The organism is Lederbergia lenta NBRC 16444, from assembly GCF_001591545.1.
Lineage (GTDB): Bacteria > Bacillota > Bacilli > Bacillales > Bacillaceae_C > Lederbergia > Lederbergia lenta.
On sequence record NZ_BCVC01000006.1, the window covers coordinates 113,291 to 129,948 of the forward strand.

A 16,658-nucleotide genomic window follows, 5' to 3' on the forward strand; every position below is an offset into this window, starting at 1 on the left:
TTCCTTTTTTAAAAGTTTATCAAATGATTTGTCTTTCCACTTGATGGGTTTATAATAACCTTAAATCATGTCAAAAAGTGATACTGTTTAGGAGGCCACGATGAAAAAAGTTGAGCGAATTAATATCATCATGCGTTATATCAACAATCGCGCCCATTTTACAATCTCTGAAATCATGAGAGAATTTAACATCTCCCGTTCGACAGCTATGAGAGATATTAGAGAAATTGAAGCCATGGGAATGCCTCTTGTCGCGGAGGTTGGAAGGGATGGGGGTTATTCTGTTATGAATAACTCTGTCCTGCCAACTGTTCGCTTTACCGATAATGAGATTAAAGCTCTTTTTATTGCCTTTATGGCCACAAGAAATCAACAACTCCCTTATCTAAAGAGTCGTCAGTCTTTAGCTGAGAAATTACTAGGACTTATCTCAGAAAACCAGCAAGATGATCTTGTTCTTTTAAATCAAATCTTGCTTTTTGAAGGAACCAATCCCAAGAATCCCGACCTACTTGATCTTTCGGACCTTCCCCATCCCATGTTAGAAAAACTTATCCAAATCCTTCTTTTGGATAGCTATTTATTGATTACCATCAAAGAAGAGAAGGTAATAAAGTCTTATCCAATTTTTCTCTTGCACCTTTATCATGAAAAAGGCCTTTGGTTGTTTGAGGGCTATGACTTAAAGGATGAAAAGAGGCGGATTTTTCCTGTAGACAATCTCACCGACGTCAAAACATACCCTACGAAAAAAAGATTAAGTAAGAAAAAGATTTTAGAAAAACTAAGTAAGCAGGAAGAAGTAATGAACCTTATCCTTGAACTTGGTCCAAAGGCAATTGCCCAGTTCAAAAAATATCATCCTTTAAAAGTGTCCATTTCCTATACGAATCCTTACCAAACAACAGCCAATCTAAAGACATTTATCAATGTTCATAATCCCGAAGAATTGACTGAAATAACAAATTGGCTACTTTTCCTAGGCGGGGATATCAAGGTCAGGGAAGTACCAGAAGAAGTATTACAAGGTTTACAAGAGAGATTATGCTTATTCTGCCCATAAGCATTGTCAGTTAAAACCAAAATAATTTTAGATTTACTAAGCTTACTATTCATAAAGGGAAGGATGGTTATAGAATGAATATCTCTAGAATAACGGAGGTTGAACAATTAAAAAAAGGGAAGAGAGCATTATTTGATCAAGATGTACTGAACATATTAAACGGTCAAGTAATGTATGAGGAATTTAAAAATAAAAAGCTTATGGGAGATTCTGATTATGTACCGTTTAATGAAGCAATGTGCGTAAATGAGACTACGACATCTATTTTCGATCATGCGTTCATTCAAACGAGAGCATCAGGACATGATGAGACTGTGGAAAATTACAACAGCAAGGTAATAAAGCCCTTAAATAATCTATTTAAGAAAAATTATAACTATATTGTTTTGTGGTTTGGGGAAGACATGTTTTGTCAGATGAATCTTCTAACTATCCTTGCCTATCTTGAACAGTCTCAGTATAAAGGTAAAGTGTTTTTTAACAGCTTTAGAGAGGATGAATTTAAAGTAAGCCAAACGGAGCTTACTTTAGGTAGCTATTATTCTATCTATGAAGAAGTATTGGTCAATCATATGAAACCGACAAATGAACTACTTCCAGTGATGTACCAGGCAATTGAGTTATTTTTGGATATGCAGACAGAAAATAATATGGTCATAAAATACATTTTAAAAAATAAACATTTACCTACAACTGAGTTGCTTAAGCGATTATTCGAGGTTTTCCCAACAATAGGATATGGGGATTCACAATATATAGAGCTGATTGATAAAACAAAGTGAATGGAAATACCAGATTATTCTTGGAAAGTTATTACATCCGCTCATTTGGAAGATAACGATTAATAAAGGTAGAAAAATGGAAAGAATACAATTACAGATAAATATCGAAGATTTAATAGAATGGAAAAAAGAAGAGAATAGCTTATCTATAAACTGAACCCCGAATAGGTCCACTTTTTTAAGTGCCCACTATTCGGGGTTTGGTTTTAACGAAAACAAGCAAAGTATACTATTAACGCTGTTTTTACATCATGTTAATACTAGCTCAATAATGTGGTTTTATAATGTATTTATAAATACATTTTGCTACAAAGGAACAAAAGCCAAGAGAGATAATATTAAGCATCTATCTTTGTTTTATCAAGTGCTATGTTACTAGCATGCTGACAAGAAAATGATAGTAATCCTGTTTGGAACGGTAAGCTTGGGTTTTGTCATTGTCCAACGTGATGAGTTATTCAAATGTAAAAGAAATGTCCATGCTTTTTTGCTAGATTTATACGATTAGTACGATAGCAAGTGGAAATATCCTGATTCGAATGATCGGCAAAACTCATCTGAGATGTAATGGAAGATTACTAGAAGCAAACTATTCAACTGTATATTTAATAGGAGGAATGAGAGCATGAAGGTATTTTGTTTAGGTGGAGCAGGGAAGATTTGCCGTGAAGCGATATTTGATTTAGTCCAACATTCTGAGTTTGAACAGATTTCTGTTGCCGATTTTAACGAGGAAGAAGGAAAAAAGGTCGTCGAGTGGTTGAATGATCCACGGGTGGATTTTGTAAAAGTGAATGTGTTTGATCATGAAGAAACAGTGGAAAAGATGCGCGGTTACGATATTGTCATGGATGGAACAACCATTACATTAAACGGATTATCAACTGCTTGTATCGCTGAAGCAGGCTGCCATGGTATTAATTTAAACGGTTTTGGCGAGGAAGATAGTTCTAATGATCTCTTTGTACAAAACGGAAAAACATGTTTACCGGGATTTGGGATGACGCCTGGTTTGACGCAAATGATGGCCATGCATGCAGCAAACCAATTGGATACGGTTGAGACAGTACGCGTGAGTCACGGCTCATTCCGTCCAATTGCCTTCTCAAAATCGATCACTGAAACGACAACATATGAATACGATCCAAACTTGCCAACACGTGTCGTGTATGAAAACGGCAAATTTATTCAAGTAGCTCCATTTGCTCGTCCAAGAGAAATTCAGCTACCAGAGCCATATGGTAAAACCACTCAATATATTATTCCTCATTCAGAAACGAAAACGCTGGAAAAGGCGCTGAGGGAAAAAGACGTGAAACTGATTGAAGTCCGTGGTACATGGCCGAAAGAAAACATGGAGCTTGTTCGTGCTCTTTATAACTATGGGTTCTTAACAAATGAAAAAATTACAATGAACGAACAAGAGGTAGGGATTTTAGACTGCATCAGCGAGTATTTATATCAGTCTGAAAAGGGGAATAAAACGGAACTATACGGTTATGCACTCCATGTTGAAGTAACAGGTATGAAGGATGGCAAACACTATGAATATACGTTAACTCACACACATCCTGCCTCCGATGGGTCAGTAGAAGGGTTACGTGCTTATACAAGAAACGTTGGAATCCCAATGGCAATTGCGACTGAACTTATTGCAAAAGGAATGGTTAAAAAGAAAGGTGTCATTATTCCGGAGGAAGCGTTCCTTCATCCACAAGTTATTTTTACGGAACTGGAAAAACGCGGAATAACTATTCAAGAAGAGGTAAAGGAACTGGAATCTATAGATGAGATAATCTTTGCTTAATACAGGAAGTAAGGTATATGTCTTTACTAGCTAAAGAAAGAAATAGAATGATTGACTTGTTGGTAAAGTTAAAAGTGAATTAGGAGATCTTCTGTAAAAGGGCGCTATACCAAAGAGGATGAAAATAGCACAAATATTAAAGTTGAGTCGACGATTACCGTCGATCAACCGAAGAGTATTGTTGAATAAGTTATGGTGATAAGAAAGATTTCATACGTTTATACGAAGCATAAAAATATGAACAGTAGCTAACCACTTGTAACAAAGTATATTTTGAGATAAGAAACTACACCATCACATTATTAGCGGTGTAGTTTCTTTATGCTTTTTATTTAAGAATCCATGTAGGCAGGAACTGGTCCTATTCGATACTTTTGATGGAAAAGGATTATTAGATAATTCTTGAAAAGGACTCCTGTTTATGCGATATTGGATTTCACTTGTCTGAATTTAAATAACAATGAAATATCAAAGCTGAGATAAATTTGCTAGAAAGGGCTTTTCTTATGTTCAAAAAATAACAAAAGGTGAAGCAATGAACTAAAATGTTACAATGAAGTATTTTTTAATATATATAGTATTAGATCAGCTACAAACGCTGTTTCCGAATTTCGGATACTTAGTTTAATAAGGAGTACTGGAATTAATAGTCTTATTTATAATACAGAGTTATAAAGGGTGGAATAGATTAACTTGAACAAGGATAATTTTTTGAAATTTCTTGAAAGTGGTTTAAAATTTATGATTGCAAAAGAAAAAAGGGATATAGTAGATGAATATATTTTGCACTTTGCTGAGGAAGGACATAAGTATAAAAGTGAAGAGGAAATATCTAAAGAATTAGGAAATCCTGAAGAGATTGCTAAAGAATTAAACGCTGTTTATGCAATTAATAAGGTGGAAGAGAATAAAAGCATTAGAAGTATGTTTACAGCACTGTTGTCAATTATGGGATTAAATATGATGAATTGTATTATCATTATAGTGAGTTTCTTTGTGTTGCTAATCCTTTTACCATTTATATTAGCTTATATCATCGGTGTACCTTTCATGATATTATCTCCACTGATTTTAATTGTAATGGGATTTATTAATGGATTTAATACTATAGGATTTGGTGAAATTTCCGAGTCCATTAAAGGGATTATGATAGGTACAATTTTAGCATTCCTAGGATATTTTATTGGGAAATTTATTGTTCGATTGATGATTAAATACTTAAGATGGAACATGTTAATTGCAAGGGGGAAGTAATTGTATGAGAAAATTGTTTTTTAGCTTTTTAATTCTTTTTATATTAAGCGCATGTTCGCGGGGGGAAATGGACATTACAGAAGATGATGATGAAGATGAAGTTCTTTCTATACAGGATGTGGAGGTTCCTGATCATATCTTTACCTCCGAAAAACAAAATAATGTGATAAATGAAGAAGAAATAAAATTAAGCATAAAAAGTTATCTAGATAGCTCGGAAGAGTTATTAAATGCGGGTGAACCATTTCAAGAGGCTATATATGATGAAAAGGAATTAACGAAAGAAGAGCTAGAGAAGTTGGATAAAATTAATAAACTTACAAAAGAAAATGATGAGAATTTCTCTAACTATATTTCAAACAATACATTGCCTGAAGGTTATCAAGAGGAATCTAAGAGAATAAGTCGGTACATTACAGGCGTTAATGAGACACTTCATGCAATAGATGAAATGTTTGATAATGTAACAAACCCCGCAAGTGAAGAAGCTCTTCCAAAAGTAAACATTAAATCAATAATGGATAAATTTGATGGAGTAAATGGAAAAGAACAGAAGAAAATAGAAGACTTTCTTAATAAGAAAAACATTGATACTAAGGCATTTGGACGGGAACAAAAAGAAGGGTAAAAGAATTACCCAAGGTCATTTTTATCATATGTCTGAATAAAACATGCAGTGCCTCCATTTTGGGAGGTGCTGCATGTTTGTATACATCGTTTAATTGGAGTTAATTGGCGATGGCTTTTACAACATCAATCGTAAACTCTGCGCCATAATGGCCCGCTTTTTCCAAATCCTCAATATTGTCATCTGTTACTTCAGAATTGGAAATCGTTCGTAAGGATAGGTATGGAACATCTAGTAAATGAGCAACTTGGGCAACAGCGAAAGCTTCCATCTCTTCTCCACTTGTTCCAAAGTTCTCATGAAACCATTGGATACGATCGATTTCCCGATTCCACCAATCACCACTACCTATAACTCCCTCCACGACTTTTCCATGCTTATACTGGTCAGCTACACTTTTTGCAACTTCTACGAGTTTTGGGTCACTTGGTAATGATGCATAATCTTGCTTTTCACCATTCTTATCTCTAAGCTCTGTTGACATATGGATCCATTTCTCGGGTTTCATTCCTTGGCCATCCTCCATACGTTCAGAGCGGAAGCTGCCGATATTAATGACCTCAGTGCCAATTACCGTGTCGAACACATGAATATTTGGATCATGCCCACCAGCTGTTCCTTGATTGATTACCGCTTTAGGCTTGTACTTTTCAATTAATAGAGTTGTCGATGCCGCTGCATTCACCATTCCGACTTCTGTTCGGGACACTACAATCGGAATGCCCTCCAATTCCCCTACATAAAAGGAGTAATTCCCATGTTTCTCCTCTTTATAATCGCCCATGGCCTTTAGAAATTCTGAAACCTCCACATCCATCGCGCCTTGGACGGCAATTGGTTGTTCCTTCTTCGGTTGCTGGTCTGTTTCAGGTGACTTTTCCGCATTTGTTGAACATCCCACCAACAATAAAAGTAAAATAACAATATTCGTAAATAGCTTAAAATAATTGTTCATTTTTTATCTATCCTTTCAGTATATATGTAAACACGAACATTAAATGCAAATCATCACGTAATAATTTGCATTTAGGAGTATACTATATCAAAAGGAATTTGACAAGAGAGATTAATGACTCGGCTTGTATACACGAACATTATAATTGTCAAAACATATAAACATTCGTGATTGGATTGACCGCTATAGAGCTTTTATGCTATTAATAGAAGAGGAAAAGATAATTTAATTAAATGTATATGCTTGTGAATATGGCACAAGCGTCTCTACCTGGTAACCGTAAACTACCGGACTACATGAAAAGTGACTGGAAATGGAAACTTGTATTCTCTATTTCTGTTACTTTTGAATGTAATTCCGCAGCCTGGGTAGAATATATACCCGGTTTTTTTGCGTTTTACTAGCCTTGAATATTCTCCTTTGAAAATGAGGGGCCATAAGAAGATTAGGTAGAGACTGGTGACGTGTTCATATAAACAATTTTTGAAAAGGGTGAATGTGAAATGGCAAAGAAACAAATTTATTTTAATCATGACGGCGGTGTGGATGATCTTGTATCGTTGTTTTTATTATTACAAATGGACAATATTGAATTAACAGGTGTATCGGTCATTCCGGCTGATTGTTATTTAGAGCCAGCGGTATTCGCAAGTCGAAAAATTATGGATCGCTTTGGAAAAGCTGGTCTTGATGTTGCTGAGTCAAATTCACGTGGAAAGAACCCATTTCCAAAAGATTGGAGAATGCATGCGTTTCTTGTAGATGCACTGCCGATTTTAAACGAATCTGGGGAAATTATTACACCAGTGGCAGAAAAACCAGCACATCTTCATATGATCGATGCAATTCGCAATAATCCAGAAAAAACAACTTTATTATTCACGGGCCCTCTAACTGATCTTGCTCGTGCTTTAGATGAAGCTCCAGATATTGAAGAAAAAATTGAGAGACTTGTATGGATGGGCGGCACTTTCCGTGAGGACGGCAATGTTCATGAACCTGAACATGATGGGACAGCGGAATGGAATGTATTTTGGGATCCAGAAGCTGCAGGTCGAGTATGGGAAACAAATATAGAAATTGATTTAGTGGCACTTGAAAGTACGAATCAAGTACCTTTGACTTTAGATGTGCGTGAACGTTGGGCAAGAGAGCGTAAATATATTGGGGTTGATTTCCTTGGCCAATGTTATGCAATGGTACCACCGCTCGTTCATTTTAAAACAAATTCCACCTATTATTTATGGGATGTGTTAACGACTGCATTCATTGGCAATACCGATCTTGTTAAAGTACAAAAGGTTAATAGTACTGTTATCACAGATGGACCAAGCCAGGGGCGAACAGTTGAAACACCTAATGGTCGTCCTGTTAATGTCGTTTATGATGTTAATCGCGATGCTTTCTTCGATTATATGACCGAATTAGCTAAGCAAGTTAGTGGGGAGAATTCGAAATGATAGAGAAAAAAAGAGTTATTATTGATACGGATACAGCTGGAGACGACACGATTGCAATATTAACTGCCCTTCATTATTTTCAAGTGGAGGGAATTACGATCACAGGTGGGAACGTCCAATTTGATCAGCAAGTAGAAAATGCCCTTTACACGATTGAGGTTGCTGGTAAAGGTGGACAAGTACCTGTGTATAAAGGTTATGAGCGTCCACTAATGGGGCTTGGAGAAAAAGAACATCGCACGGTAGAGGATGTTCACGGAAAAGATGGGATGGGGGATTCATTTTTTGACAAGGCTATCCAGCGTCCAGCTGAGGGACATGCGGTTGATTTTCTTATTGAAACGGTTCATAAATATCCGGGGGATATTCATTTAATTGCTATTGCTCCTTTAACAAATATCGCAATGGCAATTAAAAAGGATCCGACAATTGTTCCGAAAATTCCTCATCTCTACATTATGGGCGGAACGAATAATGCCCTTGGAAACATTACACCAAGTGCGGAATATAACTTCTGGGTTGACCCTGAAGCAGCAAAAATTGTTCTTCATTCAGCGATTCCAATCACAATGGTTGGTTGGGAAATGTGTACGGAATATTCAATTATGGATGACACTGACCATGAAGCTATTGCAGCATTAGCGACAAAAGGGTCAAAGTTTTTCACAGATATTAACCAAGTTGTGATGAAGTTTAATAAAAGTGTCCACAAATTAAATGGTACAACACACCCAGATACACTTTTAGCTGCTGTTGCAGCAAAGGAAGAAATAATGACCAAGTCTAATCTTTATCATGTAGATATTGAATTAACTGGCGAACTCACAAGAGGGTACAGCTTAGTGGATATAAACAATCGCTTAGAACGCAAAAAAAATGTTCGTGTATGTGAAGGTATTGATCGTGATGCTTTTGAAGCAATGCTATTTGATGTACTGCGTTCCATCCAATAGACGATTTATTAAATATGAATACCATTTACTTAATTTCACCATGACGGGGGAGCAGCTATGCAATACATCTGGGGAATCATTGGGATCATCGGTATATTATCAATTGCATTTGCCTTATCAACAGCACGTAAATCTATTAATTTAAGAACTGTAATTGGCGCGTTAGCCATTCAACTTATCTTTGCATTTATCGTCTTGAAATGGGATTTCGGAAGAAAAATACTGCAAGTCATTTCAGGCATTGTGCAAAAAGTGATTGACTCATCTGATGCTGGAGTTCAGTTCATGTTCGGCGGGATTTTAAGCGCAGAAAACGCGGGATTTACTTTTGCATTACAAGTGCTGCCTATTATTATTTTCTTTGCTTCATTAATTTCGGTTCTATATTATTTGGGAGTTATGCAGTTTGCTACAAAAATCATCGGTGGGCTTTTGGCAAAGGCTCTTAAGACAAGTGAGCCCGAATCGATGTCAGCTGCTGCCAATATTTTTCTAGGACCGACAGAAGCTCCATTAGTTATAAAACCTTATATTGATAAAATGACAAAATCGGAGTTATTTGCCGTCATGGTAGGTGGAATGGCCTGCGTATCAGGGGCTGTTTTAGGTGGATATGCTACGCTTGGTGTTCCGCTTGATTATCTGTTAGCTGCTGCATTTATGGGTGCTCCGGCCGGATTGTTATTTGCAAAAATAATTGTTCCCCAAACAGAAAAAATAGACTCAAACAATCGTATTCAAATGGTCAAAGATGAGGAATCGAGAAATGTTATCGATGCGGCATCCCGTGGGGCTATGGACGGATTAAAAATAGCCGTGAGTGTAGGGGCATTGTTAATTGCATTTATATCACTTATCTTTTTAGTTAATATGATTATTGGAGCAATCGGTGGAATCTTTGGTTACGACTCTTTAACGCTTGAACAAATATTAGGTTATCTATTCTTTCCATTTGCCTTCCTCATTGGAATTCCATGGGATGAAGCATTAAAGGCTGCCTCTTTTATTGGGCAAAAGTTTGTATTAAACGAATTTGTTGCCTATACTTCATTTGCTCCGGAAATAGCTAACCTATCACCTAAAAGTGTAGTAATGATTAGTTTTGCACTTTGTGGTTTTGCCAACCTTGCAGCCATTGCATTGTTAATTGGTGGATTAGGAGGAATGGCACCGTCAAGAAGACAGGATATTGCCGAGATGGGATTACGAGCAATTATAGCGGCAACACTTGCTAATCTGATGAGCGCAGCCATTGCAGGGATGTTGGTTTAGCTGAGCTCCGAGAATATGAGAATATTATTAGAAACTACTTGGGAATAGCCCAAGTAGTTTCTTTTTTTGCAGTAATCCGCCTAGCAAAAGTCGGTAAGAATAGTGCTGCCCATTATTATTTCACTTTTGTATTAGTCCAATACATTCGCCTTTTGTCACCATTCAAATGGTAAATCAGATTTTTCTACTACATATTTTCTTAATGAATGGGCAGTTTCTCAGGATTCATAGTCATATATATTTCGTTAATTTTTTCATTAATAATATAAAAGCTAAGGATGCTATGAACCGTGCCATTCATATATACCACGATTGCTGGCTGACTATTAACATTTTTAATTTCAAAATAAAAGTCTTTTTCGGCTTTTTTCATTATACCGTATAGTAATGCCAAGACGTTGGATATAGCTACGATTGGGCGAACAGCAGCCTTAACTTTTCCTCCGCCATCCGAGTATAGGGTGACATTTTCAGATACAAGTTTTAATAAGGCATCTATATTTTGCATTTGAAAGGCCTGGATAAAGCGATTAATAATAGATTTATTCTCCTCAAAGTTTAAGCTTTCGCCTTCTATGAGAGAGATCTTTTGCTTAGCACGACTGAAGATCTTCCTACAGTTTTCTTCTTTCTTCTCCATGATGTTAGCAATCTCCGAATATGGGAAGTCAAATACCTCCCTTAATAGCAGGACTGCTCGTTCATCTGGTGCCAAATGCTCCATCATCCGTAAAAAGGCAATACTCAATCCTTCTTTTTGCAAGACAATTTCAGATGGGTCAGAGTCCTCTGTTTTCTCGATTAACAATGGCTCAGGATTCCATGGCCCTATATATTGTTCTCTTTTGTACCGTGCTGACTTTAAAACATCCAGACAGCGGTTTGTCACCATTTTGCAGAGATACGCTTTCTTATTATCTATCTTCTGTTCCTTCATTTGGTACGCTCTTAAAAAGGTTTCTTGTACAATATCTTCTGCTTCCGAGATTGTACCTAACATACGATAACCTATTGAAAACAACAATGGTTTAAATTGTTGATAATCCTCATTACTAATTTGCACGATATCAACTCTTTTCCTTTTTAATAATTTCTTCCGCTGCTTGTTTTCCACTGCTGACTGCTCCTTCTGACAATATAGAATCGAGAGAAGCCCAATCTCCTGCTATATATAATCCTGGAAATTCTGTTTTAAAACGGTTTAGCCTTTGCTCATCTCCTATTCGAGGCAAGCGCTGATTCACGTTAATTTGAGGAATAAAACGACTTGTAATTACATAATTTTTCCACCCTGGCTGCATCTTTTCTAAGAATTGTTCAAGCTCGTTTTTTACCGTTATTCCGTCTATTTGTTCATCTGGATGATAATATCTAAACACATGAAGTACAGCGCTCTTAGCATCTTCAGAAAGTCGGGCATAACTTGAATGTACGGAGAAATAGAGCGGGTCCGTTAGACCCATAGCGAACAATTGCTTAGGATTAGGAAGCTGCGTTAAAGCAACATCGATCGTAGCTCCCTTTACTGCTGTCATTTTGGAAAAGGCGTCAATTTGAGAGAGGGTAGCCTTTTCACCTAACATGTGATTAAGTTCATGAGGGGCTGTTGTACATAACACATACTTTCCGGAAAATTCCTCGTTATTAGATAGAACTAATTTAAAATGATCATTTTCAATGGGGTCAATTTGTTTGATAGCTTTATGTGTTTGAATCTGTACACCCGAGATAACTGCTTTATTGTGGAGTTGGTCTATAATTGTCTGCCAACCGTTATCTAAATAAAGTACTCCGCTCAGAACAGCCTTCAAATGCGATACAATGATTTTTGCACTTGCCTTTTCAGAGGCATGGCAATACGTCCCAAGTCTACCTAGTAAATAAAATAATGATTGAACTTTTTCTGAATCTGATGTTTGCTGAACCCATTCTTCGAACGTCTGCTGTGCTAACGTTTCGGTATTAATTAAAATCACTTTTATCAAAACTCTAGCCCATTCAATACGTTCTTTCCAATTTAAAAGACTTGTTGAAAAAATCCCCAACAGAGTAAAAGGTGCAGTGTATTCCATATTTTTTTCAACTAAAATGCCACCTAATTTAGGGGATTTTCCATTAAGTTCAACATCTAATTCTTCGAGAATCAACTTGGCTTTTCCTTTTTTGTAAAGGGCATGGGGACCTAAATTTAAATACTGTTGACGTATGCAATCCGTTCTAGCCCTTCCACCAATCTTTTTCCCTTTTTCTAGAACTAATATAGACAAATCGGTTTTAGCTAAATAATTAGCTGCCACTAAACCAGCTAGCCCACCACCGACAATAATAACATCCCATTTTTTAGTCATAATCAAACCTCCCAAAGTTTTTTCATAACTCATGACGTGTATAGGAGGATAAATGTGACACATCTCATGGAAATTTGTGCATAAGGGAGATCAAATTACTGGCTTTGAAGTGATCGGGAATTTTGTTAGAAGTTCACTTAAGACAAAGGAATAGTAAAATATCTTAATGAGGTTTTGAAGATTTGCTGGAGAATTATTGGAAATTTTCCCCTCCCTTATTGTTGGATTGATATAAAATTTAAATTAAAAAATGGTAAGGAGATTGAACGCACAATTTCCTTGTTTTTTCTGTAGCCAATTTGTTTATAACGGATGGGGAATATAATACTACATGAAGATGATAAAATCCGAAAATAGTAAATGAATTTGAGACGTATAGAATGTGGCAACTAGAGGTTGCGCCTTGATGCGCCTAGAACTAGCTTTACTTCATTTACTTATTCTTTAATAATGGAATTGTAAGGAAAGGAGATGAGATGATGAATTTTAGTGATCGATTAAAAAGAGAAAGAGAAAAAAAGGGGTGGTCACAAGCAGAGCTTGCTGACAAGATTCATGTTAGTCGTCAGTCTGTTTCAAAATGGGAGACTGGAAAAAACTATCCTAATATCGAGATAATCATCGATCTGAGTGATTTATTCGGTATTACGATAGATGAACTATTAAGGAGTGATGAAGAGTTGAAGGAGAAAGTAATCCAGGATAGTAAGCAATTGGCGTACCCAAAGTGGAAAGATTTGTTCGATAGTATTTTTTTATTAGGTGTTTTCTTATTAGTATTTAAAATCATCATTCTCGCATTAAACCATTTTTTCGGTACAAATATTCTTATACTAGAGGGTTTACCAAAAGTTGTTACCAATTTTTTACCACTAATTTTAATGGTGATTGGTGGCATCGGCAGTGATCAATTGAAAAATAAATATATTTAATTAAACAAATACTAATATATTCAATTTGTATTTAAATACGTCATTTCGTGCTAATTCAACACAGTTTTGTCCTCATAAAAATATTAAATTAAAAAATAAAAACCTCATTTTGCTTTATCACGCTAAGCCTATCACAGGTAAATGAGGTTTTTTAGTACAAATGTAAGAAAAATTATTATTGCTAATCGAGCACAAAAGTAAAGAAAGTAAGCTGAGCACTACACTCCATAGTCAGGGATTTGTTTCACCTTTCATTTCTTCGACTTTGATAATCGTCTTTGTTGCATCTAAGTAAGTAAAACGATATTTCTCTCCTTTATATATTAGAAAGTCCTCAAAATAGAGTGTCATTTCACCTTTATCAGTTTCAATTAGTACACTCTTAGTACGAAGAGATCCTTTATGTGCATGAGATCCTCTATAAACATCTGTAACTACTAAGTCTTTGACTTGCCATTCGCCATTTTTATAATCTTTCATACTCTGAATAGACTTTTTGGCTTCAGTAACACCGAAAATTAATAAAAAAATGGTAATTATTAAGGTGAATATCCCACCAATTGCGAATTTGATGACCGATGATTTTATAATCCTCTGGGGATTATAAATGATGATTACAAAGATGTGATACAGAAAAAAGAAACAGAATGTCAAAGCAGCGGCAAACACAAAGGACATTCCAATAAAGTTAAAGACGAACGCTTTATAAAGATCCGTCATAAACCCATTCGATTCAATAAAAGTGCCTCCTATTAGAAGCAAAACAATCATGATCATTAAAAAGCCATAAATGATTCGTAGTCGCTTTTTGTTCTGTTCTTTATTTACTTTTATTGGTTTTTTCCTCATAAACATAAACCTCTCATTCGCCTATTTCATTCAGGTGCGGTATATTGCCAATGAATATTTTACCTATTCTCCTAGTGATTACGAATGAAAGTGTTATAAAGTTTCATTATGAACGCTATATGAAGATCAAACCAAGCTAAGTCACCTTTTTTAATCCTTTGTATTCTCGAGAATGAATATTCTTACATAATATACTCATTTTTTACAAAGACTACGTCAAGGGAATGAACACCAAAAAGGAGTGAGGTTTGACTGTGAAAGATGAGAAAATTATTAAAAACAAAAAAAATGAACAACTAGATCAATTTCGAAGTGATGATAATCAGAATAAAGATTTGACGACCAATCAAGGATTGAAAGTATCAGAAGATGGGCTGTCTCTAACAGCGGGAGAACGTGGACCAACATTACTAGAGGATTTTCATTTTCGTGAAAAGATGACTCATTTTGATCATGAGCGTATTCCAGAACGAGTAGTCCATGCGCGAGGTTTTGGCGCACATGGAGAATTTCAAGTATATAATGACTCGATGAAACCTTTTACTAAAGCTAAGTTTTTGCAAGATCCCAGTATAAAAACATCTGTTTTTGTCCGCTTCTCTACTGTTGTTGGTTTTAGAGGATCAATGGATACGCCAAGAGATGTTAGAGGATTTGCAACCAAGTTTTATACAGAGGAAGGCAACTTCGATTTAGTTGCAAATAATATGCCCGTCTTTTTCATCCAAGATGGTATTAAGTTTCCTGATGTTATCCATGCAATTAAACCTGAACCCCACAATGAAATGCCGCAAGCAGCTTCCGCCCATGATACGTTTTGGGATTGGGTTTCGCAAAATCAAGAAAGTGCCCATATGGTTATGTGGCTAATGAGTGATCGCGCGATTCCGCGAAGCTACCGAATGATGGAAGGGTTCGGTGTGCATACGTTTCGTTTGATAAATGAAGAAGGCAAAGCACATTTCGTAAAATTCCATTGGAAGCCGGTTTTAGGTACACACTCACTTGTGTGGGATGAGGCACAAAAAATAGGTGGAAAAGACCCAGATTTTAATCGTCGTGATTTATGGGAATCTATTAATATGGGCAATTATGCAGAATTTGAGCTTGGCGTTCAAATCCTTGAAGAAAAAGATGAATTTGCTTTTGATTTTGATATTCTCGATTCGACAAAGCTTTGGCCAGAGGAAGATATTCCCGTACAACTTATAGGGAAAATGACGCTAAATCGAAATGTTGACAATGTCTTTGCTGAAACAGAACAAGTGGCTTTTCATGTCGGAAATGTCGTTCCTGGCATAGACTTTACCAATGATCCATTGCTTCAAACACGTCTTTTTTCTTATACAGATACACAGTTGATCCGTCTTGGTGGACCGAACTTTCATGAAATTCCAATCAATCGTCCAATTTGCCCATTTAATAATAATCAACGCGATGGGTATCATCGCCAAACGATTAACATAGGTCAAGTTGCATACCGTAACAATGCATTAGCCAATAATTCTCCACATAGTGTAAGTGAAGAAAACGGTGGATATGCACATTATCAAGAGAAAGTGGAAGGGAGAAAAATACGGGCAAGAAGTAAAAGCTTTGATGATCACTTCAGCCAAGCGACATTGTTTTGGAACAGTATGAGTAATGCTGAAAAGGATCATATTATCAATGCTTTCCGATTTGAACTTAGTAAAGTGAAAAATAAAGAAATACAACAAAGAATTGTTGATATGTTTAGCAATGTCGATTTAGGATTAGCGAATGCTTTTGCTGTGACACTTGGCGCTGTTACTCCTTCATCAGGAGGGACAGGGGTGACCAAATCTTCACCTGCACTCAGTCAAGAGAATACACCGAAATTGGCAAAAACGCGAAAAGTAGCAGTAGTTGTTGCTGATGGATTTAATGGTAAAACCGTTAAATCCGTAGTAGAAAATTTACTATTATCCGGTGTACAAGCAGTTATTTTAAGTGATAAATTAGGTCCAATTAAAGCAGATGATGGCAGTGTACATATGTCGAAACATACATTTGCCACCGATGCTTCTGTTGTTTTTGATGGGGTCTACATTGCTGGAGGAACATCTGCGAGTAAACAATTCGAACATGATGCGAAAATGTTTATGAAAGAGGCCTTTATTCATTATAAACCGATCGCAGCAACAGATATAGGAGAGCAGTGGTTTAAAGATCAGCAATTACCTAGTAAATTAGGTGTCATACTTGGTAGTGAACAAGCAAATATCTTCACAGATCAACTAGTTAACGCAATTGCAGCTCACCGATTCTGGGATAGGCTGATTGTATAAGAAAAGGAAAAATTAGTTAGTTTATATATGATTTAATTTCATCATT

Annotated in this window: 13 protein-coding genes, 1 pseudogene and 1 riboswitch; of the genes and pseudogenes, 10 read left to right on the top strand and 4 right to left on the bottom strand. The window is 36.2% G+C overall.

All coding sequences use genetic code 11. The features are described 5' to 3' along the window. Positions 1–100 precede the first annotated feature (100 nt). The 5 genes and pseudogenes from BLE01S_RS16310 (at position 101) to BLE01S_RS16330 (ending at position 5,534) form a co-directional block, all read left to right on the top strand. Positions 101–1,063, top strand: coding sequence for a helix-turn-helix transcriptional regulator (locus tag BLE01S_RS16310; RefSeq protein WP_066144822.1), 963 nt, complete (start codon positions 101–103; stop codon positions 1,061–1,063). 32 nt (positions 1,064–1,095) lie between these two features. Further along, a pseudogene (locus tag BLE01S_RS16315) lies at positions 1,096–1,845 on the top strand (AraC family transcriptional regulator); the annotation flags it as partial. A gap of 625 nt (positions 1,846–2,470) precedes the next feature. After that, positions 2,471–3,652 (top strand): saccharopine dehydrogenase family protein, encoded by a 1,182-nt coding sequence (locus BLE01S_RS16320; protein WP_066144828.1) that lies wholly within the window; start codon positions 2,471–2,473, stop codon positions 3,650–3,652. 711 nt (positions 3,653–4,363) lie between these two features. Then, entirely contained in the window at positions 4,364–4,906 is a 543-nt protein-coding gene (locus BLE01S_RS16325) for an HAAS signaling domain-containing protein (protein ID WP_432806514.1), read from the top strand. Between the two features lie 4 nt (positions 4,907–4,910). Beyond that, positions 4,911–5,534: an NDxxF motif lipoprotein gene (locus BLE01S_RS16330; RefSeq protein WP_066144834.1), complete on the top strand. Its 624-nt coding sequence runs from the start codon at positions 4,911–4,913 to the stop codon at positions 5,532–5,534. Between the two features lie 100 nt (positions 5,535–5,634). Here the strand turns inward: BLE01S_RS16330 and BLE01S_RS16335 are convergent, their stop codons facing one another. After that, positions 5,635–6,489: a 5'-methylthioadenosine/S-adenosylhomocysteine nucleosidase gene (locus BLE01S_RS16335; protein ID WP_066144836.1), complete on the bottom strand. Its 855-nt coding sequence runs from the start codon at positions 6,487–6,489 to the stop codon at positions 5,635–5,637. A gap of 213 nt (positions 6,490–6,702) precedes the next feature. Beyond that, positions 6,703–6,804, top strand: a riboswitch (purine riboswitch). A 188-nt stretch (positions 6,805–6,992) separates the two neighbouring features. Between BLE01S_RS16335 and BLE01S_RS16340 the strand changes: the two genes are divergently transcribed. From BLE01S_RS16340 to BLE01S_RS16350, 3 genes are read left to right on the top strand one after another with little or no spacing between them, the layout of a single operon-like run. Next, a complete protein-coding gene (locus BLE01S_RS16340; protein ID WP_066144838.1) occupies positions 6,993–7,949 on the top strand; it encodes a nucleoside hydrolase in 957 nt (318 codons plus the stop codon). Continuing rightward, entirely contained in the window at positions 7,946–8,902 is a 957-nt protein-coding gene (locus BLE01S_RS16345) for a nucleoside hydrolase (RefSeq protein ID WP_066144840.1), read from the top strand. Before BLE01S_RS16340 ends, BLE01S_RS16345 begins: the two co-directional genes overlap by 4 nt. A gap of 57 nt (positions 8,903–8,959) precedes the next feature. Then, positions 8,960–10,174: a NupC/NupG family nucleoside CNT transporter gene (locus tag BLE01S_RS16350; protein ID WP_066144842.1), complete on the top strand. Its 1,215-nt coding sequence runs from the start codon at positions 8,960–8,962 to the stop codon at positions 10,172–10,174. Between the two features lie 199 nt (positions 10,175–10,373). Here the strand turns inward: BLE01S_RS16350 and BLE01S_RS16355 are convergent, their stop codons facing one another. Continuing rightward, a complete protein-coding gene (locus BLE01S_RS16355; protein WP_326255780.1) occupies positions 10,374–11,288 on the bottom strand; it encodes an RNA polymerase sigma-70 factor in 915 nt (304 codons plus the stop codon). Next, positions 11,242–12,522 (bottom strand): phytoene desaturase family protein, encoded by a 1,281-nt coding sequence (locus BLE01S_RS16360; RefSeq protein WP_066144844.1) that lies wholly within the window; start codon positions 12,520–12,522, stop codon positions 11,242–11,244. The genes BLE01S_RS16355 and BLE01S_RS16360 overlap by 47 nt, the downstream gene beginning before the upstream one ends. A gap of 479 nt (positions 12,523–13,001) precedes the next feature. On the opposite strand from BLE01S_RS16360, the gene BLE01S_RS16365 reads away from it, so the two are divergent. Beyond that, entirely contained in the window at positions 13,002–13,454 is a 453-nt protein-coding gene (locus BLE01S_RS16365; RefSeq protein ID WP_066144846.1) for a helix-turn-helix domain-containing protein, read from the top strand. Positions 13,455–13,685: 231 nt separating this feature from the next. Here BLE01S_RS16365 and BLE01S_RS16370 read toward each other — a convergent pair whose 3' ends face one another. Then, positions 13,686–14,303, bottom strand: coding sequence for a hypothetical protein (locus BLE01S_RS16370; RefSeq protein WP_066144848.1), 618 nt, complete (start codon positions 14,301–14,303; stop codon positions 13,686–13,688). 254 nt (positions 14,304–14,557) lie between these two features. Between BLE01S_RS16370 and BLE01S_RS16375 the strand changes: the two genes are divergently transcribed. Further along, on the top strand, positions 14,558–16,612 hold the full coding sequence (locus BLE01S_RS16375; RefSeq protein WP_066144913.1) for a catalase: 2,055 nt from the start codon (positions 14,558–14,560) through the stop codon (positions 16,610–16,612). Positions 16,613–16,658 lie beyond the last annotated feature (46 nt).